24 protein-coding genes and 4 tRNA genes are annotated in these 24,588 nt (G+C 66.0%); 3 read left to right on the top strand and 25 right to left on the bottom strand.

Annotation, left to right across the window (positions count from 1 at the left end):
* Positions 1-385: 385 nt before the first annotated feature.
* The 23 genes from AC5WS7_RS31125 to AC5WS7_RS31015 form a co-directional block, all read right to left on the bottom strand.
* Positions 386-1,144, bottom strand: a complete 759-nt coding sequence (locus tag AC5WS7_RS31125) for a hypothetical protein (protein ID WP_495958153.1) — start codon at positions 1,142-1,144, stop codon at positions 386-388.
* Positions 1,145-1,157: 13 nt separating this feature from the next.
* Positions 1,158-1,877: a hypothetical protein gene (locus AC5WS7_RS31120; protein ID WP_495958152.1), complete on the bottom strand. Its 720-nt coding sequence runs from the start codon at positions 1,875-1,877 to the stop codon at positions 1,158-1,160.
* A gap of 52 nt (positions 1,878-1,929) precedes the next feature.
* Complete coding sequence (locus AC5WS7_RS31115; RefSeq protein ID WP_495958151.1) at positions 1,930-3,171, bottom strand: MCE family protein; 1,242 nt, start codon at positions 3,169-3,171, stop codon at positions 1,930-1,932.
* Entirely contained in the window at positions 3,168-4,373 is a 1,206-nt protein-coding gene (locus AC5WS7_RS31110) for an MCE family protein (protein WP_495958241.1), read from the bottom strand. Before AC5WS7_RS31110 ends, AC5WS7_RS31115 begins: the two co-directional genes overlap by 4 nt.
* Before the next feature lie 11 nt (positions 4,374-4,384).
* The gene (locus AC5WS7_RS31105; protein ID WP_495958240.1) at positions 4,385-5,623 is read right to left on the bottom strand and encodes an MCE family protein; all 1,239 of its coding nucleotides are present in this window, start codon (positions 5,621-5,623) and stop codon (positions 4,385-4,387) included.
* A 338-nt stretch (positions 5,624-5,961) separates the two neighbouring features.
* Positions 5,962-6,972 (bottom strand): MCE family protein, encoded by a 1,011-nt coding sequence (locus tag AC5WS7_RS31100; RefSeq protein WP_495958150.1) that lies wholly within the window; start codon positions 6,970-6,972, stop codon positions 5,962-5,964.
* Positions 6,972-8,039, bottom strand: a complete 1,068-nt coding sequence (locus AC5WS7_RS31095; protein WP_495958239.1) for an MCE family protein — start codon at positions 8,037-8,039, stop codon at positions 6,972-6,974. The genes AC5WS7_RS31100 and AC5WS7_RS31095 overlap by 1 nt, the downstream gene beginning before the upstream one ends.
* An 8-nt stretch (positions 8,040-8,047) precedes the next feature.
* Complete coding sequence (locus tag AC5WS7_RS31090) at positions 8,048-9,397, bottom strand: MCE family protein (protein WP_495958149.1); 1,350 nt, start codon at positions 9,395-9,397, stop codon at positions 8,048-8,050.
* Positions 9,394-10,251 carry an MlaE family ABC transporter permease gene (locus AC5WS7_RS31085; protein WP_495958148.1) on the bottom strand — a complete coding sequence of 286 codons (858 nt, stop codon included), beginning with the start codon at positions 10,249-10,251 and terminating at the stop codon, positions 9,394-9,396. Before AC5WS7_RS31085 ends, AC5WS7_RS31090 begins: the two co-directional genes overlap by 4 nt.
* Before the next feature lie 2 nt (positions 10,252-10,253).
* Complete coding sequence (locus AC5WS7_RS31080) at positions 10,254-11,048, bottom strand: MlaE family ABC transporter permease (RefSeq protein ID WP_495958147.1); 795 nt, start codon at positions 11,046-11,048, stop codon at positions 10,254-10,256.
* Between the two features lie 11 nt (positions 11,049-11,059).
* A complete protein-coding gene (locus tag AC5WS7_RS31075) occupies positions 11,060-12,175 on the bottom strand; it encodes an ABC transporter ATP-binding protein (protein WP_495958146.1) in 1,116 nt (371 codons plus the stop codon).
* A gap of 502 nt (positions 12,176-12,677) precedes the next feature.
* Positions 12,678-13,064 carry a 50S ribosomal protein L7/L12 gene (gene rplL, locus AC5WS7_RS31070; RefSeq protein WP_067896649.1) on the bottom strand — a complete coding sequence of 129 codons (387 nt, stop codon included), beginning with the start codon at positions 13,062-13,064 and terminating at the stop codon, positions 12,678-12,680.
* A 94-nt stretch (positions 13,065-13,158) separates the two neighbouring features.
* Positions 13,159-13,695 (bottom strand): 50S ribosomal protein L10, encoded by a 537-nt coding sequence (gene rplJ / locus AC5WS7_RS31065; protein WP_495958145.1) that lies wholly within the window; start codon positions 13,693-13,695, stop codon positions 13,159-13,161.
* A gap of 415 nt (positions 13,696-14,110) precedes the next feature.
* Entirely contained in the window at positions 14,111-14,824 is a 714-nt protein-coding gene (gene rplA / locus AC5WS7_RS31060) for a 50S ribosomal protein L1 (RefSeq protein ID WP_495958144.1), read from the bottom strand.
* Between the two features lie 73 nt (positions 14,825-14,897).
* Positions 14,898-15,332, bottom strand: coding sequence for a 50S ribosomal protein L11 (gene rplK / locus AC5WS7_RS31055; protein WP_040828125.1), 435 nt, complete (start codon positions 15,330-15,332; stop codon positions 14,898-14,900).
* Between the two features lie 170 nt (positions 15,333-15,502).
* Entirely contained in the window at positions 15,503-16,288 is a 786-nt protein-coding gene (gene nusG, locus AC5WS7_RS31050; protein ID WP_495958143.1) for a transcription termination/antitermination protein NusG, read from the bottom strand.
* 112 nt (positions 16,289-16,400) lie between these two features.
* Positions 16,401-16,778 carry a preprotein translocase subunit SecE gene (gene secE, locus AC5WS7_RS31045; RefSeq protein ID WP_495958238.1) on the bottom strand — a complete coding sequence of 126 codons (378 nt, stop codon included), beginning with the start codon at positions 16,776-16,778 and terminating at the stop codon, positions 16,401-16,403.
* A 25-nt stretch (positions 16,779-16,803) separates the two neighbouring features.
* Positions 16,804-16,876: transfer RNA gene (locus AC5WS7_RS31040), tRNA-Trp, on the bottom strand.
* A gap of 238 nt (positions 16,877-17,114) precedes the next feature.
* Positions 17,115-18,107 (bottom strand): fused (3R)-hydroxyacyl-ACP dehydratase subunits HadA/HadB, encoded by a 993-nt coding sequence (locus AC5WS7_RS31035; RefSeq protein WP_495958237.1) that lies wholly within the window; start codon positions 18,105-18,107, stop codon positions 17,115-17,117.
* A gap of 280 nt (positions 18,108-18,387) precedes the next feature.
* The gene (rpmG, locus tag AC5WS7_RS31030; RefSeq protein ID WP_011211653.1) at positions 18,388-18,558 is read right to left on the bottom strand and encodes a 50S ribosomal protein L33; all 171 of its coding nucleotides are present in this window, start codon (positions 18,556-18,558) and stop codon (positions 18,388-18,390) included.
* 45 nt (positions 18,559-18,603) lie between these two features.
* A tRNA-Met gene (locus AC5WS7_RS31025) sits at positions 18,604-18,676 on the bottom strand.
* A 66-nt stretch (positions 18,677-18,742) separates the two neighbouring features.
* Positions 18,743-18,815, bottom strand: a tRNA-Thr gene (locus AC5WS7_RS31020).
* 260 nt (positions 18,816-19,075) lie between these two features.
* Positions 19,076-19,156: transfer RNA gene (locus AC5WS7_RS31015), tRNA-Tyr, on the bottom strand.
* A gap of 160 nt (positions 19,157-19,316) precedes the next feature.
* Here AC5WS7_RS31015 and AC5WS7_RS31010 point away from each other — a divergent pair.
* Positions 19,317-19,808, top strand: coding sequence for a YajQ family cyclic di-GMP-binding protein (locus AC5WS7_RS31010; RefSeq protein WP_495958142.1), 492 nt, complete (start codon positions 19,317-19,319; stop codon positions 19,806-19,808).
* A 30-nt stretch (positions 19,809-19,838) separates the two neighbouring features.
* Here the strand turns inward: AC5WS7_RS31010 and htpX are convergent, their stop codons facing one another.
* Together htpX and AC5WS7_RS31000 are read right to left on the bottom strand one after the other, a co-directional pair.
* On the bottom strand, positions 19,839-20,720 hold the full coding sequence (gene htpX, locus AC5WS7_RS31005; RefSeq protein ID WP_495958141.1) for a zinc metalloprotease HtpX: 882 nt from the start codon (positions 20,718-20,720) through the stop codon (positions 19,839-19,841).
* 350 nt (positions 20,721-21,070) lie between these two features.
* Positions 21,071-22,093 (bottom strand): polyprenyl synthetase family protein, encoded by a 1,023-nt coding sequence (locus AC5WS7_RS31000; protein WP_495958140.1) that lies wholly within the window; start codon positions 22,091-22,093, stop codon positions 21,071-21,073.
* A 181-nt stretch (positions 22,094-22,274) separates the two neighbouring features.
* Here AC5WS7_RS31000 and AC5WS7_RS30995 point away from each other — a divergent pair, with 181 nt between their 5' ends.
* Both AC5WS7_RS30995 and AC5WS7_RS30990 read left to right on the top strand, forming a co-directional pair.
* Positions 22,275-23,549: a geranylgeranyl reductase family protein gene (locus AC5WS7_RS30995; RefSeq protein WP_495958139.1), complete on the top strand. Its 1,275-nt coding sequence runs from the start codon at positions 22,275-22,277 to the stop codon at positions 23,547-23,549.
* A gap of 19 nt (positions 23,550-23,568) precedes the next feature.
* Entirely contained in the window at positions 23,569-23,994 is a 426-nt protein-coding gene (locus tag AC5WS7_RS30990) for a helix-turn-helix domain-containing protein (protein WP_495958138.1), read from the top strand.
* Positions 23,995-24,588: the final 594 nt, after the last annotated feature.

The following is a 24,588-nucleotide window of genomic DNA, read 5'->3' as shown; positions in this document are numbered from 1 at the left end:
ACAACGGAAGTAACACCTGACGGTGGAACTTTCGTAGTGTGCGATCAAAGGTGTGGACAGGAGGCAGCCAGCGCAAAGTCCAAACGTACACCCCCGAAGCAGGGGTGTCAAAGTACCACCAAGGCCCAGCTTCGGGGTATCGGCGCGCCGTACCCGTGTTCGCTGGCTGCGTCAGGGTCGGCGGCTGCCTGATCACCTCGGGTCCTGGACCCTGTGACAGCTGCCGCTGTTGTGAATAGCGTGACGGTTCGGACGGAACTCGTCAAGTGGCGGGGCCGCCCCGGTACCCGCGAGATCGCCTGGGGCGCTGGACGTTCACGCGATACCGACGCCGTTCGACCGCGATAATCGTGCCCTGAACAGCGGCTCCGCCGCGCGGGACGGCTCAGCGGTCGGCGATTTCGCTGGCCAGCCAGCGTCCGTTGATCTTCTGCATGCGCAGCACGATCGGGCCCGAGGCGCTCTCCTGCGGTACGCCGTTCTTGGTCGCGGCGACTGTGAGATCTACCAAAAGCTCGGCGCGATCGTCGGTGAGCAAAGTCACACCGATCGGGTCCGGAGTCGCCGTCGCGGTCGACTGCGCCTGTTTCACCGCCGAGACGGTGGTGTCGGCGAATTTGTCGAAATCGCCCAGCATCTTGCCGGTGACCACCTTGTGCACCGTGTCCTTGTAGCCGTCGATGTTCTTGACGTCGTACGAGTAGATCGTTTTCAGCGCGTTGTCGGCGGCGGCGGTGACCTGCTGGGTGGCCGCGGTGTTCACGAATGCCGCGTTGCCGTCGCCCACTCCCGGCCGCAGGAAGGCCACCACCGCGAACGCCGTCAGCACGATCGCGGCGACCAGCATGCCCGCCCCCGCGCCCCAGCCGGACACGCGCGCTCGCGGAAATGTGGGCATCCGCGGCGGCAGTGCGGGCATCCGCACAGTCGGCAGCCGCAGCGACCGGCCCGCGCTCGCGACGGATTCGGCAGGGCCGGAGCCTGCGACCGGCGTCTCGCTCGCGGGAATATTGCCCGAGGACGCGTCCGAACGCGGTGCGCGAGCGGTGACGCGCGAGGTCCGCTTGCGCGGGGTGTTCTCAACGGCGCGCTGCGCCGGCCGCATCCGCGAGGAGATCCTGTTGACGGGACGACGTGAAGTCATTGACGGGTACCTCCTACGAACCCGGTTGGCTCTGCGGCGCGGGCGCGGGAGTACCGCTCGGTGCGGGCGCCGGCGTCGACGGCCCCGGCTGGGCCGGCGGGTTGGCCTGCGGCGATGCGGCCGAACCCGCGTTGTCCAGCGGAACCAGCTGTCCCAGCGAATTGGCCTGATCGGTCTTCCACAGGTCCCCGACCTTCGTCAGGTCCAGGGTCCAGGTGGCCCGGAACGACTGCACCGGAACATTCGGCGCGGTCTGGGTCTGCTGGACGACCACGATCGCCGCGGCCTTGTCCCGCTCGCTGTCCAGCGAGGTCAGCGAGGCGCCGAGAATCTTGGCGTCCAACCGCGTCTTGGCCTGCTGCGCGGTCTGCTTGATGCGGTCGTGGTTCTGGTTGAACTCGTCCAGCATCTGCCCGGTCATCGAGGACTGCATCAGCTTGATCGAGCCGTCCACGTCGTCGGGATTCATCGAGCTCAGGTTGAGCGCCGCCTGCCGCGCGGCGTCCAACGCGCTGTCGCGGGCCTCGGTCCGGGGCCCGTCGGTGAAGAATCCGGCGCGCACCCACCCGACGCCGAACCAGGCGGCCGCGACCACCGCCGCGACCAGCCAGACGGCGGCCACGCAGGTGAGCACCGTTCGCAGCGTCAGCGAGGTTCCGGCAACCTTCGAGCCGTCCTCTTCGGGCGGTATCTGCGCAGCTTCCGGCGCGACATTGGACAGGTCAGTACTCACAGCGACACCCTAGCGTCGTTATTTTCCCGGACTTGCCACCCCTGCCCGGCCGTCACCGCTTCGGCGTCACTCCGATGAGAGTGGCCAGCTGGGTGGCGACCGGAGTCAGGTTCAGCTTGTCCGGATCGGTCTTGGGCTTGTTGTCCCACGGCTGTGGAACGCTCGGATCGGCCAGTTGGGCCCGGGCCCCGCCCCGCACGTCCGTCGGATTACCTTGCGGCACAGTGCATTTCGCGTCCTTGTTGAACGGGAAATCGTCGCGGGTGTCGTCGAAGTTCGGATTCTGCGCCTTCATCTGCGCGAGAATCTTCTGCGTGCCCTCGTACCCGAGAGTACAGGCCGGCGGATTGTTGGTTTCCAGCACCAGCCCGAAGTGGGTGGTCCCGTCACCGGGCGCGGTGGCCGAACCGCCGATCGACAGCAGCGGCAGCATCTGCAGCAGCGGTTTGAGGGCGAAGTACTTCGGCGAGACCGCCAGCAGCACCGTCCGCAGATTCGCCAGATCCTTGGTCAGCGGAGCGCCGCTCTCCTGCAGCAGTTTGCCGACCGCGTTACCGGCGTCGGTGCCGGTGCCGATCAGGCGGCGGATATCGGGATCGTTGGCGCGCAGCTGCGCGGCCACCTTGTCCAGGCCGTCGCTGAACTGCCGGATGTCACTGCCCTGATCGACCTGGGTCTGCAGGACCGTCTGTGCGTCCTTGATCAGCTCCACCGTCTGCGGCAGCGCGTCCGCTCCGGTCACGGAGAACTTGTTCAGCGAATCGATCAGGACGCGCAGATTGTCGCCCTGGCCGTCGAACGCCTTGCCCAGCTCGGTGACCGTCGTGCTCAACGCCTTCAGATCCGTGGTGCTGGCCAGGGTGTTCACACTCGCCAACAGGTCCTGCACCGGAAGCGGCGTCTCGCCGCCGACGATGATCGAACCGTCCCGCAGATAGGGCCCGCCCGCGCTGGAGGGCACCAGATCCACGTACTGCTCACCGATCGCCGACCGGTTGGCCACGACCGCCTTGGCGTTCGCGGGCACCTTCGGCTTACCGGAATCCATCTGCAGGTAGACGACCACACCGTCCGGAGTGATGTCCTGCGCGCCGACCGTGCCGACCGGCACGCCGCGGTAGGTGACCTCCGAGCCCTTGGAAACGTCTCCGGTGGTCGCCATCTTCAACCGCACCTGATACTGGCCGAAGCCCAGCATGTGGTCCAGGTGCACGTACTTCGCGCCGACGAAGACCACGCCGAGCACGGCGATCAGGCCGAACGCGATCAGCTGATAGCGGACGAGTTTGCTCATCTCGGCTTCACTCCCAACTGATTCAGAATCGAACCGATCGGATCACCCGGCTTGGCGTTGGCGGGGGCCACCACGGTCGGCGGCAGCGGGAGCAGCGAAACCGTGGGCCAGGCCGGCCGCGGGCCGTTGCCGTTGTAGTAGGGGTTCGTCGGATCGACCGGTACCGGACGACCCCATTTCGGCGGAATGTAGACCGGATTGGGTTCGCCCACACCGAGCCCCTTCAACATGGTTCCGATCTGCAGATCCACCGACAACCAGGTGTTCACCGAGCCGCCGAATTCGGATTTGATCGCCTCGTCGGGGAACGGATAGGTCGGGATCAGCGGGAAGGCCGTCACCAGATCCGGCGCGGAGCGTCCCAGTTCCTGCAGTGTCGGGCGCAACGCGGTCAGATCGTCGATCAGGTTGTCCTTGGACCTGTCGAGCACCGAGATTCCGGCCGTGCCGACCCGATTCAGCTGCTGCAACAGCCCGATCAGTTCGGGACGCTGCTGATCCAGGATGTGGATGCCCGCGGGCAGCTCGTCCAGGATCTTGGCGATCTGATCGTTCTGCTGACCGACCCGCTCGGACAGCGTGCCCAGCCCGTCCAGGGCGTGCTGGATATCGCCGACCTGATCGTTCAGGCCCTTGATCAGCGTGTCGGCCTGGTTCAGCAGGGAGCGGACCCGGTCCTCGCGACCACCGAGAGTCTTGTTCAGCTCGGTGACGATCGGCTGCAGCTGCGCGACGCCACCGCCGTTGAGCAGCAACGACAATGCGCCCAGGACCTGTTCCACCTCGGTGGCGTGCCGGGTGTTCTGCACCGGGATCACCTCGCCGTCGTGCAACGGCTTCGCCGAGGCGTCCGACGGGGGCCGGGTCAGTTCGATGAACTTCTCGCCCAGCAGATTCGTCTGTTTCACCTCGGCGTGCGCGTTCGACGGAAGTTTCACCGAATTGTTCACCACGACACGCACACTCGCGGTCCAGCCGTCCGGCGCCACCTGGATCTTGTCCACCCGGCCCACCGGAATGCCGTCCACCTTCACCGCGGACTGCGGGACCAGATCCAGCACGTCGTCGAAGCGGATGTCCAGATGCAGCGGATGATCGCCGACGTTCGCACCGCCGGGCAGCGGAACGCTGTAGATCCCGGCCGAACCACAGGAGCTCACCAGCAACGTTGTGACGCCCAGAACCGTTGCGGCACAGGCCATCTTGAGCGACTTCACCTCTGGCCTCCCGGCTTCTGCGAGGGCGGCTGCTGATTCGACGGCGTCCCGGGCACGGTCCCCGGCACCGGTGCGCGCTGCTGGTTCTCACCGCTCAGGATGCCGAACGGCAGGTTCAGCGTCGGCGTCACCACGCCCGCCTTGATCTGGTCGGTGATCGTCTTGCACTTGTCCAGGATCGGCCGCATCTGACGGCTGATCGCGTCGAATTTCGGGTCACCCGGGCGCAACTGCCCCAGATCGAGCAGCTTGCAGATCGTCCCGAACGGATTCTGCAGATCGGTGAAGTTGGCCCGCATGTCCAGCGTGCCGGTCTCACCGTTGTGCACGTTGATCAGGTTGCTCAGCGCCAGCGGCAGCACCGGCAGCAGGTTGGCCACATCGTTGCGCTGATCGGCCAGGGTCTGGGTCAGCTTGGTCAGCGACGCGGCGTTGCTCGCGACCAACTCGCGGTTGTCGTCGATGAACCGGGCCACATCCCCGAGCGCGACCGACAGCAGATTCAGCGCCTGCCCCAGATCGTGCCGCTCGTTGGAGAGGAATCCGGCCAGATCCGCGAGCTGCGTGTTGAACTGCCGCACCTGTGCGTCGTTCACCGCGAGGGTGTGCACGAAGATCTGCAGATTCTTGATCGTGCCGAAGATGTCACCGCGCGCGTCGGACAGATAACTGGCCGCGTGCGAGAGCTGGGTGAGGCTGTTCGCCAGCGCGTCACCGTTCCCGGCCAGATTCTTCGCGCCTGTCTCGACCAGCTGGTTGACCGCGCCGTTCTTGTTGGCGCCGTTGGGGCCCAGCTCGTCGGACAGCTGCGCGATGGATTTGTAGAGCCGGTCCACCTCGACCGGCGTCGCGGTGCGCTCCTTCGGGATGGTCGCCTCGCGGGCCATCTTCGGCCCGCCCTTGTAGACCGGGCTGAGCTGGATGTACCGGTCCGAGACCACCGAGGGGGTGATCTGCGCGGCCGAGGCGTCGGCCGGTATGTCGTACTTCCGGTCGACCGACATGACGACCTTCACCCGATCACCCATCGGCGTGATCGAATCCACCTTGCCCACCGGCACGCCCAGGATGCGCACATCCGAACCCTGGTAGATGCCGATCGACTTGTCGAAGTACGCGGTGATCCGAGTCTTGTCGAAACTGTCGAACAGCCACCAGACGACTCCGGCCGCCACGACCGCCACGACGGTTACCAGGGAGATCAGAATCTTCGTGGGACCGCTGAATTTACGCAGCGCGCCCAGCGGATCGCGCCGGCCGCCGCCCGACGACGCCGCGGCCGCGGATCCGCCCGCCGCCGCGCCGGATGCTCCGGCAGCGGCCTCGGCCGACTCGCCCTTCGACGACTCGCGCCCACCGGCGGCGGAGCCGGACGGCGATCCCTTCGCCGACTGGGCCGGAATCTGCTCGGTCGGCGAATCACCATCGGCCGCGGCGCTTTCCGTCCCCGCCTGCTGCACGGGCAACTGCTCGGTCGGCGAATCACCGCCTCCCGCAACGTCTTTCTTGTCCGGCGCGGCATTGCGCCCCGGGACTTTCTCGGTCGGGGAATCGTTCCCGAACTCGGGTTCCATCAGCGGCCTCCCAGGGTCCGGATGGGCGGACGGTTGCCCGGGACGTCCGGCAGAGCCGGTGGAATCAGGTTGACGATGACCGCGTCGAACCAGCGGCCGTTACCCAGAACGTTGGCGTAGAGCCCGTAGAACGGCGCGGCCAGCGTGAGGGTCTTGGAGATGTTCTGCTGGTTGTCGTTGAGCATGTCGATGGACTTCTGCAGGTTGGTCAACGCCGGGCCGATCTGCTTCTCGTTGTCGTGCACCAGCGTGGTCAGTTCCGTCGCAATGGTTTTCGCGCCGGTCAGCAGCTGCGCGATCGCCTGCTGGCGAACGTTCAGCTCGGCGAGCAGCTGACCGCCGTTGGCCAGCAGCCGCTCGAACTGGACATTGCGATCGGCGAGCACCTTGGTGGTCTTGTTGGTCGCCGCGAACAGCTGTTTGAGCTGCTCGTCACGTTTGGCCAGCGTCTCCGACAGCCGCGCGACACCGTCGATCGAGCTGCGGATCTCCGGTGGCGTCTCGGAGAACGCGTCCGAGAGCACCTGCATGCTCTTGGCCAGTTGCGCGGTGTCGGTCTGCTCGAGATCCTTCGCCGCGTCCTGGAACGCCTCGGTCACGTCGTAGGGAGAAACGGTGCGCGACAACGGAATCCGCATGGACGGATCAGCCGGGCGGGTGCCCTTGGGATCCAGTGCCAGATATTTCTGCCCGAGCACGGTCTTGATCTGGATCGAGGCGGTGGTGTCGTTACCGACCCAGGCGTCCTTGGTGCGGAAGGAGACCAGCACCCGATCGCCGTCGAGCCCGACGTCGGTCACATCACCGACCTTCACGCCGGCGATGCGCACCTCGTTGCCCTTCTTCAGCCCGGCGGCCTCGGAGAATTCGGCGGTGTACTTGGTGCCCGCGCCGATGATCGGCAATCGATCCAGGTAGAACGTCGACACCGCGACCAACAGCACCAGGAACAGGCCCAGCGCACCCATGAACGCGGGACTGCGCCGGCCCAGGAGCTTGCGCTCATCCATCAGCGACCACCCTTCCCATGGCACCGCGGCGCGGGATTGGTGTAGACCGGCTGATTCACCGTCGGCATATTCGCCGGGAGGTTCAGATTCTGGCCGTCCTTCATCCCCGGGCCGGCGACGATGTCGATACCGCACAGATAGAACTGGAACCAGGAGCCGTAACTGGCGGCGCGGCCCAGCTTCTCCATCTTGATCGGCAGATTCGTCAGCGCCTCGTTCACCTCGGGCGACCGGTCGTTCAGCGTGCCGGTGAGCTGGTTCAATCCCGCGATCGAACCCTGCAGCGTCGGCACCGTCGGCACCAGCAGATCCGAGGTTGCCGAGGCGAGATTACCCAGCGAGCTGACCGCCGAGCCGATCGTGCCGCGTTCGGCGTTCAGTCCGCTCACCAGCGCTTCGGTGTTGACGATCAGATCGTTGAGCGCGCCGTTCTTCTTGTTCACCGAATCCAGAATCGCGTTGAGGTTCTTGACGATCTGACCGATCACCGCATCCTTGTCGGCGATCTTGTTCGTCAAGCCGGCGGTATTGCTCACCAGATCGCTGATGGTGCCCTTCTCACCCTGGAACACCTGAATGATCTCGTAGGACAACTTGTTCACGTCGTCCGCGGTCAGGGTCTGGAACAGCGGGCGGAACCCGTTGAACAGCGTCGTCAGATTCAGCGCCGGACGCGTGTGGTCCAAGCCGATCGTGCCGCCCGCGTTGAGTTTTCGGCCCTGCTGGCCGGTGCCCTGCTCGAGCGAGATGTAGCGCTCGCCGACCAGGTTCCGGTAGCGGATGGTCGCGGTCACCGAGGCCGGCAGCCAATCCCGGTCGGTCAGTTGGAAATCCACCATCGCCTGGTCGTGATCCACGACCGACACCTTGGTGACCTTGCCCACGCGCACACCCGCGATGCGCACCTCGTCGCCCGGATTGAGCGAGGTCACATCGCTGAAGCGCGCCTTGAATCCGGTACCGCCGCCGGAATAGTTGGCGATCGTCAAGCCGAGCAGAACCGTCGCCAGAACGGTGACCAGGACGAAGATGAGGAGTTTGGTCAGCGACCCACCCAGTCCGCGCAATGTGCCGCTCACTTCACACTCACCTCGCTTCCGCGCAGCGCGGGCGCGCCGATCCGGCTCACCCAGCTGGGTACCTTGTCCGGCGAAACCCCGTTCGCCGCGGCGTAGATCGCGCCCAGCGCGTGCTCCTCGGACGGTGAACCGGCCAGCGAGGCCGGCTGCGCGCCGAAGACCGAGAACTGCGCCGGCGGCAGTTTGCCGATGTTCTGATCACCCGGATTGCGGGTCGGCGGCTGGTAGGAACCGTCGTTGGCCGAACCGGTCGGATACTGGCCGGCGTCGGTGCCCAGCGGATATTCCGGGAAACACACCGGCGGCCGGGTGTCGAACCAGCGCGGCTCGTCCTGATTCGGCAGGTACCGGCCGCGCGGGTTGATCAGCTTGATCGACACCCGCGAGCCGGGCAGATCGGTTCCCTTACCGAAGATCTGGTCGATCCGCGGCTTCTGCTGCGCGAAATTCCGCATGGTGCAGGCATATGAAGGGGAATAGGTGGCCAGCAACTGCAACGCCGGCCGCGAATCGGCGGCGACGTCGATGATGTTGTCGTGGTTGGCCGTCAGGAAATCGGCCAGCCGCGAGGAGGTCGGGGTCAGCGTCGAGTAGAGCGTGTCGATCTGCGAACGCTTCTGCACGATCGTGGCGTTGAGCGTGCGCAGATCGTTGAACGCGTCCACCAGCTGCGGCAGCGCGTCGGAGTAGGTGTCCGCGACGGTGGCGAAATTGTGGATGTCGTCCTGCAAGGCCGGCATGACGCCGTTGAGCCCGCGGAAGATCGTGTCCAGCCGGTCCACCGTGCGCCCCAGCTCGGCGCCCTGTCCACCCAGCGCCTGCGACAGCGCGCCCAGCGTGGAGGCCAGATACTGCGGCGGAATCGCCTGCAGCAGCGGCAGCACACTGTCCAGCAACTGGCTGACCTCGATGGCGTTACCGCTGGCGTCCTGGTACAGGGTCTGTCCCGCGGTCAGATGTCCGCTGGGATCCTGCGGCCAGACCAGATCGACGTACCGCTCGCCGAACAACGTCTTGGGCAGCAGCCGCGCGGTGACATTGGACGGGATCCTCTTCGCCTTGTCCGGATCCAACGCCAGATGCAGGGTGACCTTGCTGCCCTGCGGCTGGCTCGACCGGACCTCGCCGACGGTGATGCCGCGAACCTTCACATCGGCATTGCGCGTCAACGCGTTTCCGACCGTGTCGGTGATCAGATCGACCTTCACCACAGGGGTGAACGCCTTGTTGTACATGGCGACCGTCGTTCCCAGGAACAGGGCCATCACCACGAAGAACAGCACACCGAGCGTGCGCGTGCGCAATTTCTCCGTCGATCGCCAGAACTGAATTCCGGCCGCGCTCATCCGGCTACTCGCACGGTGGTCGTCGTCCCCCAGATAGCCAGGCTCAGAAAGAAATCGAGAATGTTGATCAACACGATCGAGGCACGGACCGCACGGCCCACCGCCACGCCCACGCCCGCCGGACCGCCGGAGGCGTTGAATCCGTAGTAGCAGTGGATCAGGATGATCACGAAGGCGAATATCAGCACCTTCAGGAACGAATACAGCACGTCCTGTGGTGGCAGGAACAAATTGAAATAGTGGTCGTAGGAGCCGGTGGATTGCCCCTCGAACCACACGCTGATCTGCCGCGAGGCCACGAACGTGCCCAGCAGACCGACGATGTAGAGCGGAATCACCGCCACGAATCCGGCGATCACGCGCGTGGTCACCAGGAAAGGCACGCCCGGCACCGCCATCACCTCGAGCGCATCGATCTCCTCGGAGATCCGCATGGCGCCCAATTGCGCGGTGAAACCACACCCGACCGTCGCGGACAAGGCCAGCGCCGCGACCAGCGGGGCCAGCTCGCGAGTGTTGATGTACCCGGTGAGGAATCCGGTCAGGACCGAGGAGCCCAGGGCGTCGAGGGCCTTGAAGCCCTGCAGGCCGACCACGACACCGACCGAGGCCGACATCATCACGACCACGCCGATGGTTCCGCCGATGACCGCCAGCGCGCCCGAGCCGAAGGTCACCTCGGCCAGCAGCCGCATGACCTCCTTGCGGTAGTGCACGACGGTACGGGGAATCCAGGCAATCGCCTTGGAGTAGAAGGACATCTGATCGCCGGCGCGATCGATCACATCGACGGGAGCCCGCAGGGCACCGCCGATCCGGCGCAAATTCTTGGTGGATCGCTGCGAAACAACCATGGTCAGGCGCCCTTGGCCGGGACGATCTGCAGGTACACCAACGTCAGCACGAGATTGACGAAGAAGAGCACCAGGAAGGTGATCACCACGGATTGGTTCACCGCGTCACCCACTCCTTTCGGTCCCCCCTTCGGATTCAGCCCCTTGTACGCGGCGATGACGCCCGCGAGCAGGCCGAACAACAGCGCCTTGATTTCGCCGATCCACAGGTCCGGCAGCTGGGCCAGCGCCGAGAACGACGCCAGGTACGCACCCGGCGTGCCGCCCTGCAACAGCACGTTGAAGAAGTAGCCGCCGCAGATGCCCACGACCGAGACCAGGCCGTTGAGCAGCAGGGCGACCAGCATCATGCCGAGCACGCGGGGAACGACCAGGCGCTGCACCGGGTCGATGCCCAGCACCTCCATGGCGTCGATCTCCTCGCGGATGGTCCGCGAGCCCAGATCCGCGGCGACGGCCGAACCCGCCGCACCGGCGATGATGAGCGCGGTGACGACGGGGGCGGCCTGTTGGACGGTGGCCAGCACACTGGTTGCGCCGGTGAAGGACTCGGCACCGAGTTGCTTGATCAGTGAACCGGTCTGCAACGCCACAACGGCACCGAACGGGATTGCCACCAGGGACGCGGGAAGGATCGACACACTCGCGATGAACCACGACTGTTCGATGAATTCGCGCCATTGGAACGGCCGGACGAATGTCTTACGCGCAACGCTGATGAGCAGCGCAAAGATATTGCCCGCCTGAGCAAAACCCGACTCGACCGGGGTGCGCAGCCGCGTCAGGGTTAGATTCACGGGAGCGTATGTTACCCGTTGGTTGGGTTGTGTCTAGCGGTGGCGTCGTACGCGTTGCCCGGGTATTCCTTCTGATTACCCGTATAGGCCGGGAGAACTTGTGTATCGCCGTTCTCCTGCATCGATTCCTGGATCGCCACCTGAGCCGAATGCGGCAGGGTGTGCATGATTTCCAGGACCCGGCGACGACGACGCTCCACGGCCTGGCGCACGGGCATACCGGGGGTGGCCTTCATCTGCGGGATGATGCCCTCGACCTCTTCGGTGCCGTTGTCGTAGTGCCCGGCCTCCGCGAGCGCCTGCTCGCGAGCCATCTGCGCCTCGTCCTTCTCCTCGGACATGCCGATCGGACCGACCATGCGGCCGTTGAGGAACTGCTTCACCACCGGCTCCTCGGAGGTCAGCAGGACCTCACGCGGGCCGAACATGACCAACTGGCGGCGGAACAGCATGCCGATGTTGTCGGGCACGGTACGGGCCAGGTTGATGTTGTGCGTGACGATCAGGATCGTCGCGTCGATCTGCGCGTTGATATCGATCAACAGCTGCGACAGGTAGGTGGTGCGGACCGGGTCCAGACCCGAGTCCGGCTCGTCGACGAGGATGATCTGCGGATCGAGCACCAGCGCGCGAGCCAGACCGGCGCGCTTGCGCATACCGCCGGAGATCTCGCCGGGCAGTTTGGATTCCGCGCCGAGCAGACCGGTGAGCTCGAGCTTCTCCATGACGATCTTCTTGATCTCGGATTCGCTCTTCTTGGTGTGCTCACGCAGCGGGAACGCGGTGTTGTCGAACAGGTTCATCGAACCGAACAGCGCGCCGTCCTGGAACAGGACGCCGAACAGCTTGCGGATCTCGTACAGCTCCTTGTTGGAGCAGGTGGTGATGTCCGTGCCATCGATGAAGATCGAACCGCGCTCCGGGCGCAGCAGACCGATCAACGACTTCAGGAATACGGACTTACCGGTACCGGAGGGGCCGAGCAGGGCGCTGACTTCCCCCGTGGGCAGAGTCAAGGTGACATCCTGCCAAATACGCTGAGACCCGAAGGATTTGGTGACACCTTCGGTCCGGACCTCGACGCCCACGCCTACCTCCACAATAATCTTTGCAACGAGCCGTCCCATGCCGTGTCACCGCTCGGTGCGAAACCGCTCCAGCGCTGGGCCGATACAACACAGCACGATGTGACGCGTCACACTGGGTGCGGTCACTGTATCGCATGTAAACCGGCATTCCCATCCCTCCCTACCGGAGAGTAAGAAGTAATACGTTCCGGTTTATTCGGACGCACTTCCCCACCTGGGCAAACCTCCCAGAGGTGAAAAACCTCTCCGGCTTCGGAAAGACGAAGCGGGCGGCTCCCGCAAAGGGAACCGCCCGCTCGCAAGCGAACCGCCACACCGGCCGGAAAAGCGCCTCATCACCTCGGTCCGCCAACCCTGGGCAACGCCAACCTGGTTTGCGGCGCGGGCTTGCCGCCCGGACGCGTGGCGGGTGCGAGGAACGAGTGCCCGACACGGGGCCGGGCGGTAAGCCTTACAGCGCCGCAAACCCGCCGGAGCGGAGCGGAGGCCGCAGACTCAGCAAACCCGCCGGAGCGGAGCGGAGGCCGCAGACTCAGCCTGCTTACTTGACCGAGACCTTGGCGCCGGCCTCTTCCAGCTTCGCCTTGGCGGCCTCGGCGGCCTCCTTGGCGACCTTCTCCAGGATCGGCTTCGGCGCGGACTCGACGAGGTCCTTGGCCTCCTTCAGGCCCAGGCCGGAGACGATTTCGCGGACGACCTTGATGACCTGGATCTTCTTGTCACCGGCGCCCTCGAGGACGACGTCGAACTCGTCCTGCTCCTCGGCGGCCTCGGCGGCACCGGCGCCGGGGGCACCGGCAACGGCGGCCACGGCGACCGGAGCAGCAGCGGTGACCTCGAACTTCTCCTCGAACTTCTTGACGAAGTCCGACAGCTCGAGCAGGGTCATGCCGCCGATGGTCTCCAGCAGCTCGTCAACGTTGGCCATGATGGCCTCCTTTCAGTGGGGTCTCCCCGCACAGGCGGGAAAAGTGTTGGGGTGGTTGGTTATTCGGCGACTCAACGGACGCGCCAGCAGTGCCTTATTCGGCGGCTTCGCCGCCGGCGGCACGCTGCTTGTCCTCGAGCGCGGCGAACAGGCGCGCGACCTGTCCGGCGGGCGCGGCGAACAGGCCCGCGGCCTTGGTGAGGTTGCCCTTCATGGCACCGGCCAGCTTGGCCAGCAGCACCTCGCGGGACTCCAGGTCGGCGATCTTCTCGACCTCGGACACGGACAGCGGCGCGCCGTCCATGTAGCCGCCCTTGATGACCAGCGACTTGTTGTCCTTGGCAAAGGTCTTCAGCGCCTTGGCCGCGTCGACCGGCTCACCATTGATGAAGGTGATCGCGGTCGGCCCGACGAACAGCTCGTCCAGGCCCTCGACGCCCGCGTCGGCGGCAGCGCGCTTGACGAGGGTGTTCTTGGCGACGGAGTAGGTGGCGTTGTCGCCGAGAGCACGCCGCAGCTCGGTGAGCTTACCGACGGACAGACCACGATATTCCGTGATCACGGTGGCGGTCGCGTCCTGGAACTGCTTGGTGATCGCCTCGACCTGGTCGTGCTTCCACTGGATTGCCATACTTCGCCTCCTCTCAGGGGTATCGGTTCGTTGATGAACGACCGAAGTCCGCAGAGGTGAGGTGACAAAGCAAACGCCCCGGACGCAGAGCGTTCCGGGGCGCACAAGAAACATCGCGAATCCCAAAGGGACTCACGGCTTCCCGACCTCGGCTCTCCCTGCGTGGGCCGCCGGCAATATCGCCGGACCTTCAGCTGCCTGCGCTCACAAGAACACGGACAGCGACCAACGGTCTTCGGTAGAACGATTTGGGGTGATCACTGAACTCGTCAGTGACCATCGACCACGATAGCATAACCACTACTCAACACGTAATATCGCCGACCGCGACAGACGATCATCAATCGATCGCGACGTGGATACACCAACGGCCGGTACGGAAATCCGTACCGGCCGTTGATGATTCGGCTTGCGACTACGCGTCCTCTTCGGTGAGGTTGCGGGTGCGGTTCGGGTCCACCGGGATGCCCGGGCCGGTGTTCGTCGAAATCGTCACCTTCTTGACGTAGCGGCCCTTCGCGGTCGAGGGCTTCACACGCATGATCTCCTCGAGCGCGGCGCCGTAGTTCTCCACCAGCTTGGCGTCGTCGAAGGACGCCTTGCCGATCACGAAGTGCAGGTTGGCCTGCTTGTCGACGCGGAAGTTGATCTTGCCGCCCTTGATGTCGTTGACGGCCTTGGTCACATCGGGGGTGACCGTGCCCGTCTTCGGGTTCGGCATCAGGCCGCGGGGGCCCAGCACGCGCGCGATGCGGCCGACCTTGGCCATCTGGTCCGGGGTGGCGATCGCGGCGTCGAAGTCCAGCCAGCCGCCCTGGATGCGCTCGATCAGATCCTCGGCGCCCACGGCGTCCGCACCGGCGGCCTCGGCCTCGGCGGCCTTGTCGCCGACCGCGAACACGATGACGCGAGCGGTCTTACCGGTGCCGTGCGGCAGGTTGACGGTGCCGCGGACCATCTGGTCGGCCTTGCGCGGGTCCACACCCAGGCGCACGGCGACCTCGACCGTGGCGTCGGTCTTCTTGGTGGCGGTCTCCTTCGCCAGCCGCGCGGCGGTCAGCGGGGAGTACAGCTGAGAACGGTCGACCTTGGCCGCCGCCTCGAGATAAGCCTTGCTTCGTTTTGCCATGATTATCTGTCCTGTTCTGGAGTCAGAAGTGGTAGCGGGACTGGCCATCCCTCCCACTGCGCGAGAGCCGCGACTAGTCCGAGACGGTGATCCCCATCGAACGGGCGGTGCCCGCGATGATCTTCGCCGCGGCGTCGATGTCGTTGGCGTTCAGGTCTTCCTGCTTGGTCTTGGCGATCTCACGGATCTGGTCCATGGAGACCGTGGCGACCTTGTTGCGGTGCGGCTCGGGCGAACCCTTCTGCACACCGGCGGCCTTGAGCAGCAGCTTGGCGGCGGGCGGGGTCTTCAGCTTGAAGTCGAACGAGCGGTCCTCGTAGACCGTGATCTCGACCGGGATGACGTTGCCGCGCTGCGACTCGGTCGCGGCGTTGTACGCCTTGCAGAACTCCATGATGTTGACGCCGTGCTGACCCAGCGCGGGACCGACCGGCGGAGCCGGGTTCGCGGCGCCGGCCTGGATCTGGAGCTTGATGAGCCCAGCGACCTTCTTCTTCTTGGGGGGCATCTTTCTTCCTTGGTTAGGGCTTCCTTGTTTCGGTCATTACGGATTCCCGTAAGCCTTCTCCGGATGACGCCCCGGCCAGAATCGACCGCACGACGAATACGGTCGGCCGAGGCGCAACCCGGCAAGTGTAGTCGAACGCAGTCGGGGGCCCGAAATCGCCCCCGGCCGAATCAGATCTTCGCGACCTGCGTGAACGCGAGCTCGACCGGGGTCTCGCGGCCGAAGATCGACACCAGCACCTTGAGCTTCTGCTGCTCGGCGTTGACCTCGGAGATGCTGGCCGGCAGCGTGGCGAACGGGCCGTCCATCACGGTCACCGACTCGCCGACCTCGAAGTCGACCTCGATGGCGGGCTTGGTCAGCGGCTCGGCGGCGGCGGTCTCGGTGCTGGCGGCGGCCGCGGCGGCGGGCTTGCGCTGCTGCTGGTCGGCGGGGACCAGGAACTTCACCACGTCGTTGATGGACAGCGGCGACGGCCGCGAGGTGGCGCCGACGAACCCGGTGACGCCCGGGGTGTTGCGCACCGCGCCCCACGACTCGTCGTTGAGATCCATCCGGACCAGGATGTAGCCGGGCAGCACCTTGCGCTGCACGTTCTTGCGCTGGCCGTTCTTGATCTCGGTGACCTGCTCGGTCGGAACCTCGACCTGGAAGATGTAGTCCTCGAGTCCGAGGTTCTGCACGCGGGTCTCGAGGTTGGCCTTGACCTTGTTCTCGTAACCGGCATAGGAGTGGATGACGTACCAGTCGCCGGGGGCGCGGCGCAGCGCGGCCTTCATCGCGGCGACGGGGTCGACCTCGTCGTCGGCGGAGGCCTCCTCGGCAGGCGCGTCGCCAGGGGCGGACTCCGCGATCGGCGCGGAATCCGCGGACTCCTCGACCTCCGGCGCGGCGCTCTCGTCTGCCACGTCGTCGACCGGGAATTCCTCGGTTGTGCCGTTCTCCGGGGTGCTCACTGGGCACTCGCTTCCTGTGTCGTCACTAACTTCCTCTGCGTTCCGGACGTCGATTCCGGCGGATGGATCCAGCACCCATCCGTGCGGAATGGTCACCGGCGCCGACGGCCAGCTAGCCGAACAGCCAGTTGACGCCCTTGATGAACGCCATATCCAACAAGAAGATGAACCCGACCGTGAAGATCACGAACACCAGGACCACGCTCGTATAGGTGACCATCTGCTTGCGGTTGGGCCAGATCACCTTGCGCAGTTCCTGAACAACCTCTTTCAGGAACTTCACCAGGCGCTTGAGGGGATTACCCTTACCGCCACCGGCCTTCTTCTTACCGGAAGACTTGGACGTCTTGCGCGATCCAGCGTCGTCCCGCTCGATCGTCGCGACAGAACCCGTCTCGTGATCCGACGAATCGGAACGAGCTCGCCGAGACGACCGTTTGCCGGTCGGACGACTCACCGCGCGGGTGTCATCGTCATCGGACACGTCGATCCTCTCTCGTCGCTGGGCATCCTTGCAGGGGTGACAGGACTTGAACCTGCAACCTGCGGTTTTGGAGACCGCTGCTCTGCCAATTGAGCTACACCCCTTCGGCTGGACTCGGGATCCAGCACGGTGCTGTTCAGTTGTACTCGGGTCGCCACACAACACACGCGCCGCCCCTGCGGTGTTCCGGCACCGGCGGAAATCCACCCGGAACCGGCCCCTTCGGAGCAGCGCGCAGCGGCTGGTGACCCCAGGTTCCCGAGTGTACGGTACGCCCCCCTCGCACCGCCAATCCGGGCCCGGCGGACACGAAACCGCCGGGTCCGCGCCGCGACGCGCGGCTCAGGCCAGCTGGACCGTGGCCGTCGCGCGACCGAAGATCTTGCGTCCGGCGGACTTGGCGACCATCGCGACGACCGCGGTGCGGGCCTGCGGATCCACCGACTTCACCTTGCCGGTGTACTCGATCTCGGCGGGCTCGTCGGCCGCGACGTAGACGGGGCTGGTGAACCGGACGTTGTACTCCTTGATCGCGCCCGGATCGCCCAGCCACGAGCTGACGAAGCCGCCGCCGAGGCCCATCGTGAGCATGCCGTGCGCGACGACGTTGTCCAGGCCGGCGAGCTTGACCATCTCGTCGCTCCAGTGGATCGGGTTCGCGTCGCCCGAGACGCCGGCGTAGTTGACCAGATCGCCGCGGGTGAGCCGGACCGTGCGCGCGGGCAGTTCGTCACCTGCGCTGACGTCCTCGAAACGCAGCGCATGCGTGCTGACCGGCAGCTCGGGCACGGTGGCGACCGGCACGGGCGGTTCGGTGACCGGCGGCGTGGTGCGCGGGTGCTGTCCGGGAGCCTCGCCGATTCCGTGCATCAGCACGTTGCGCACGGCCTCGGCGATGTTCGGGTCGACGTCGCCGCCACTGCGGCCGACCAGGGTGGTGTACGTGGTGAGCACCAATTCGTCCCGCGAGGTGACGATGTTCTTCGTCACGATGATGTCGCCGCCGAACGCCTGCCGGAACGAGTGCAGATACACGTCGCAGACCAGCTGGTCGCCGACCTCGATCGGCCGGTGGAATTCCAGGATCTGATCGGTCTGCATGATCTGGCTCAGGTCGTAACCCGTGACGACCTGCTCGAACAGCTTGCGCTGAGCCAGGATGCCGACGAGCGAGATGAAGGTCACCGGGGCGACCAGGCCGTCGTAGCCGTATTCTCGGGCGACGTCCTCGTCCCAGTGCACCGGGTGGTAGTCCTGCACCGCGCGCGCGTATTCGCGCACCTTCTCGCGGCCGACCTCGTAGTAGTCGTCCACCCGATAATGATGACCGACCATGTCACGTGCGTGCGCGGCCGCGTCGAAATCCTCGACGGAGCCGGTTCCGGTATCGGTGGTCGCGGCTTGTGTAGTCACGGAAGAATGTCCCTATCTGACCCCGCTACGGGATCTGCCGAAGCACACACTGCCGCGGATACACCAAATGCCGGAGAGGGTTGACACCCTGCTCCGGCACCGAAGGCTGACTCGAGTTGCGACACGCGCTGGACCTGGCAGTTACGCAAACTTCCGCCTCGATCTCACCGACGTCGCGTGCGGCAGTGGCACACGTGGAGTACTAGCGAGATTCGCGGTGCGCCCGGTGAGTACCGCAGTTCGGGCAGAACTTCTTCAGCTCCAGCCGATCCGGGTCGTTGCGCCGGTTCTTCTTGGTGATGTAGTTGCGGTGCTTGCACTGCTCGCAGGCCAAGGTGATCTTTGGCCGGACATCAGTGGACTTCGCGGCCACGATATGCCTTCTTTCGGTCTACCTGACGGGAGGTATCGGTCTTTGTAGCGATGGCCGGACTTGAACCGGCGACACAACGATTATGAGTCGTTTGCTCTACCGACTGAGCTACACCGCCATAAGGGTCGGCTTGCGATGGTGCCTGACCCTGGAGATGCCGTCGGTCACCACCGGCAATCCGGCGAGCCCCCTAACGGAATCGAACCGTTGACCTTTTCCTTACCATGGAAACGCTCTGCCGACTGAGCTAAGGGGGCATGACTACACGCGCTCCTGATCACGATCGCTCGCACCCGGGGCGCCGAAGCCTTGAACGAGGTTACACACTACACCGAAGACTTACCAAACTGGCTGTTCAGGGCAGATTTTTCAAACCTCGATACGCTGCCGGCGAATGGCATGACCGCCGACCGGAAGCGAGGGCGGGGGCGAAGACCTCCGGCGGCGGCAGCGCGGCCTCCACGGCACCCGCGCATACCGAAAGGGCCCTTCCCGATTGGGAAGGGCCCTGCGAGGGTGGCGGATGAAGGATTCGAACCTCCGAAGCTTGCGCGGCTGATTTACAGTCAGCTCCCTTTGGCCGCTCGGGCAATCCGCCGGACACGCTGAGTAAGCGCGGTGAGCAGAATACAACGATCAGGGCCCCTGGATGCAAACCGGCAGGCCAGCGGGGTAGCGTCGGGCCCTCGGCGGCTAGTGGCGGGCCGGTGCCCACGAGGCTAGCGTCGAAGCCGGAAATCGCGAGACAGGAGCGCAGTGTGGCCGATTCGTCATTCGATGTCGTCAGCAAGGTCGACCGTCAAGAGGTCGACAACGCCCTCAACCAGACGGTCAAGGAGCTCTCGACCCGATACGACTTCCGCGGCACCGGCGCGAGCATCGAATGGTCCGGTGAGGAGAAGATCGTGCTGTCCGCGGAGTCCGAGGACCGGGTCAAGGCCGCGCTGGACGTGTTCAAGGAAAAGCTGATCCGCCGCGACATCTCGCTCAAGGCGTTCGACGCCGGTGAGCCGCAGGCGTCCGGGAAGGTGTACAAGATCACAGGAACCCTGGTTCAGGGCATCTCCACCGAGAATGCGAAGAAGATCGCCAAGAAGATCCGCGACGAGGGTCCCAAGGGCGTCAAGGCTCAGATCCAGGGCGACGAGCTGCGGGTGAGCAGTAAGAAGCGGGACGATCTGCAGGCCGTCATCGCCCTGCTCAAGGCCGGCGATTTCGACCTGGCGCTGCAGTTCGTCAACTACCGGTAGGCTCATTTATGCCCATTCATGCCGGTGCTGTCAGTAGCGGCGGGGGCCGCCCGCCATGTGTTCGAGGCGGGCGATCCGCTCGGCCATGGGCGGGTGGGTGGAGAACCAGCGGGCCATCTTGTCGCCGGCCCGGAACGGGTTGGCGATCATCAGATGGGATTGCGCGGTCAGCTTCGGATCCGGCGGGAGCGGAGCGGCCGCCACACCGCGTTCGAGTTTGCGCAGCGCCGAGGCCAGGGCCAGCGGGTCGCCGGTGAGCTGGGCGCCGTCCTGGTCGGCCTGGTACTCCCGGGACCGCGATACAGCCAGTTTGATCAGCGTCGCCGCGATCGGTCCGAGTAGCGAAATCAGAAGTACGCCAAGGATGTTCGGACCTTCGCCATCGCGGTTGCCGCCACCGCCGAGGCCCGCGAAGAAGGCCAGATTGGCCAGGCCGGAGATCACCGCGGCCAGCGCGCCGGCCACCGAGGAGATCAGGATGTCGCGGTTGTAGACGTGCGATAGCTCATGGCCCAGGACCGCACGCAACTCGCGTTCGTCGAGCAGCTGCAGGATGCCGCTGGTGCAGCACACCGCGGCGTGCCGGGGGTTGCGGCCGGTAGCAAAGGCGTTGGGTGCGGCCGTGGGGCTGATGTACAGCCGCGGCATGGGCTGGCGCGCCGCGGTGGCCAGCTCGCGCACGATCCGGTAGATCACCGGGGCCTCGAGTTCGGAGACCGGCTGCGCGTGCATCGCCCGCAGCGCCAGCCGATCGCTGTTGAAGTAGGCGTAGGCGTTCATGCCCACGGCCAGCAGAATGGCGATCACCAGAATCGTGGGGTTTCGGAACAGCGCGCCGATGAACACGATCAGCGCCGACATGCCGACCATCAGCCCGAACGTCTTCAGCCCGTTGGCATACCCGCCGTGCATGATCGGACCTCCATTTCAGCACCCCGTGATCGATTATCTGTTACACCAGGTCAACGAGTGAGGTCCCGCCCCGAGTTCCGCTGTATCTTTGACCTCCGCTCCGCTCCGGCGGGGCCGCGGCCCCTCGAGGGCGATTCTTCCCTCCTGGGGCTACTCCGCTTCGCTCCCCCGCTCCGGAATCGACCCGGGCCGCGGCCTTGGAGCCGGCGTCTCCAGGTGCGGACGAGCCGCGCGATTCGAAGGCAAGGCCGGGTACGGGCCGCCGCGACCTGCCCTACCGGTCGAACTCACGTGATTCGCAGCCAGCGAAGTCGAGAATCGAGCCCGTTCGCCGCATGCGCGAGCCGGGATTACACCGACCGTTCGATGGTGTATCGGACCAGGTGTTCGAGGGCGGCGTTGGCCGGGCCCGAGGGGAGCGCGGAGAGTTCGGCGTGGGCGAGGTCGGCGTAGCTCTGCAGCTTCTCCTTCGCCAGGACCATGCCTCGGGAGCGGGACAGCAGATCGAGTGCCTCGTCGACCTCCTCGTCCGTCTCCAGGGGGCGGGCCAGCAGGGTGCGCAGGCGATCGCCCTCGACGCCCTCGTCGCGCAGGGCGTACAGCACGGGCAGGGTGTGCACGCCCTCGCGCAGGTCGGTGCCCGGCGTCTTCCCGGACTGTTCCGAGGCCGAGGAGATATCGATGATGTCGTCGGAGATCTGGAAGGCGGTACCCACCAGATCGCCAAGCCGGGCCAGGCGCTCGACGTGATCGCGATCCGCGCCGGAGAAGGTGCCGCCGAAACGCCCCGAGGCGGCGATCAGCGATCCGGTCTTCTCCCACACCACGCGCAGGTAGTGTTCGACCGGGTCCTGGGATTGCTTGGCGCCCAACGTCTCTCGCATCTGACCGGTGACCAGCTCGGCGAAGGTCTCCGCGATGATCCGCACCGCGCCGGGGCCGAGGGTGGACACCAGCCGTGAGGCGTGTGCGAACAGGTAGTCCCCGGACAGGATGGCCACACTGTTGCCCCAGCGCGAGTTCACGCTCGGCGCGCCGCGGCGCATGGGGGCCTCGTCCATGACGTCGTCGTGGTACAGCGTGGCCAGATGCACAAGTTCGATCACGGTGCCCGCGGTGATCAGATCCGGATCGGTCGGGCGCGGGCCCAGCTGTCCGGTCAGGATGGTGAACAGCGGCCGGAACCGCTTACCGCCCGCGCGAGCCAGGTGCAGCGCCGCCTCCTGGAGGAATTCCTCCCCGTCGGACAGCTCGGCGATCAGCAGTTTCTCGACCTCGACCAGACCGTTGCGCACGGTCGACGCGAGCTCGTGGTCGCCGAGGTCGACCCCGGCCACCACCGTGCTCTCATCGCTGATCGCCGATGCACTCATGTCGTCTCCCAATGCCGCGTCCGTCCCCACGCCCCACAACCTAGCGTGTCGGGTCCCGGGGTCCCGTGAACACCATCCCAACATCGCCATTGTGGGACGAATCCGACACCGGCGCAGCCTCCGCAGGTCGCCCCTACCGCCGCGTCGACACCCTCCGCACAGCCCTGCGAGGATGGGGTGCATGGGTTCACCGGATGCCGCCATCGGGAGCGAGCGCGAGCCGCACGCGCTGCCCGCACATGCCGACGTGCTGGTCGTGGGCGCGGGACCGGCGGGGTCGGCGGCGGCGGCCTGGGCCGCGCGCGCCGGGCGCGACGTGCTGCTCACCGACGCCGCGGTCTTCCCGCGCGACAAGACCTGCGGCGACGGGCTGACCCCGCGCGCCACCGCGGAGATGGAACATCTGGGGCTGGGCGAATGGCTGCGTGCGCATACGGTCAACCGCGGTCTGCGGATGGGCGGATTCGGCCGCGAGGCGCTGCTGCCGTGGCCGGTCGGGTCGTTCCCCGCCTACGGAAGTGCCGTTCCCCGGCTCGAACTCGACGACAAGTTGCGCGAGACCGCGGTCAAGTGGGGCGCCCGGATGGTCGACGGGGCGCGGGTCGTCGAGGTCTCGCGCGAGGGCGACCGGGTCACCGGCGTCAGCGTGCGCACCGACGCGGGTGTGCAGGAAATCACTTGCCGGACATTGATCGTCGCCGACGGCGTGCGGTCGCCGGTGGGCAAACTGCTCGGGCGCACCTGGCATCGCCGATTCGCCTACGGGGTTGCCGCGCGCGCCTACATCCGCTCCGCGCGCAGCGAGGACGAGTGGATCACCTCCCATCTGGAGTTGCGTGATGCCGACGGGACGCTGGTGCCCGGGTACGGCTGGGTGTTCCCGTTGGGCAACGGCGAGGTGAACATCGGCGTCGGCTCGCTGGCCACCGAACGGCGCCCCTCGCACATTTCCCTGAAACCCCTTCTGCAGCATTATGTTTCGCTGCGCCGGGAGGAGTGGGAGTTCGAGGGCGAGGCTCGCGCGGTCGCCTCGGCGCTGCTGCCGATGGGCGGCGCGGTCTCCGGTGTGAGCGGACGCAACTGGGCACTGGTGGGCGATGCGGCCGGCTGCGTCAACCCGCTCAACGGCGAGGGTATCGATTACGGCCTCGAGGGCGGGCATCTGCTGGCCGGGCTGCTCGACGAACCGGATCTGACCGCGCTGTGGCCGGATCTGCTGCGGGCCCGCTACGGCCGCACCTTCTCGGTCGCGCGCCGGATCGCGGCGCTGGCCACCCACCCGCGCATGGTGCCGACCGGCGGCCCGCCGATGATGCGTTCGAAGTTGTTGCAGCACACTGCCGTTCGGGTGATGGGCAATCTGGTCACCGAGGAGGACGCGGATCTGACCGCCCGGCTGTGGCGCACCGCGGGGCGCGTCTCCATGCGATTCGACGACCTGACCCCGTTCAGCTGACCGGCGACGAGGAGACGGTATGGCCCCACCCCCGCCGCGACCGGTCCCCGAGGACCTGCTGCCGCACCTGCGCCGGGCACGCGACCTGGCCGACCGGAACTATGCCGAACCGCTGGACCTGGACGGCCTGGCCGCCGCGGCCGGGGTGTCGAAGTACCACTTCCTGCGGTGTTTCGCCGCGACCTACGGCAAGACACCGGCCCTGTACCTGGCCGAACGCCGGATCGAGCGCGCCCAGGATCTGCTGCGTGCGACCAACGTCACCGTCACCGAGGCGTGCGTGCTCGTCGGCTACAGCAGCCTCGGCTCGTTCAGCCGCAAATTCACCGACCTGGTCGGCATGTCCCCCTCGGCCTACCAGGCGAAATTCGCCGCCGAGGGCACACCCCGCATCCCGGGCTGCTACATCTTCATGCACGGCCTCTCCGACCGGAAGCACACCTGAAGCACGCAAAGGCAACGGCACGTTCCAGAGGAAACACCACGCACCCAGCGGCGAAGCGTCTCCGTCCCGCTGGAACTCGCCCACGAAGCAAAAGGTTCGGCAACTCCAACCTGAAAGGTTCTCCGCGGGCTCGTCGTTCGGCCCACCAAGCGCCTGGCCGAAGCCGGGCGCCGACCCGCGCGACGCTTCCCTCCGCTGACCGAAAACCGGCCGGAGCGAAGCGAGGCGAAAAATCAACGTGCCCAGCGTCGAAGCGTCTACGTCGCGCTGGGACTCGCCCACGAAGCGAAAGGTTCAGCAACGCCAACCGCGAAGGTTTGCGGCGCGGACTCATAGCTCAGCTATCGAAGCGCACAGCCGAAAACCGAATCCCGACCCGCGCGACGCTTCCCTCCAGCCACCGAAACCGGCCGAAGCGAAGCGAGACGAAGCCTGACGCATCCAGCGGCGAATCGTCTCTGTCCGCTGGGAGTCGCCCGCGAAGCGAAAGGCTCAGCAACAAGACCTGCAAGGTTTTCGGCGCGGGCTCGTCGTTCAGCCCTCGAAGCGCATGGCCGAAGGCCGAGTCTCGAGGGCTGAACGACGAGCCTTACA

This window comes from Nocardia sp. PLKS1-43 (assembly GCF_059510335.1).
This window is presented reverse-complemented; position numbering and strand designations above follow the sequence as displayed.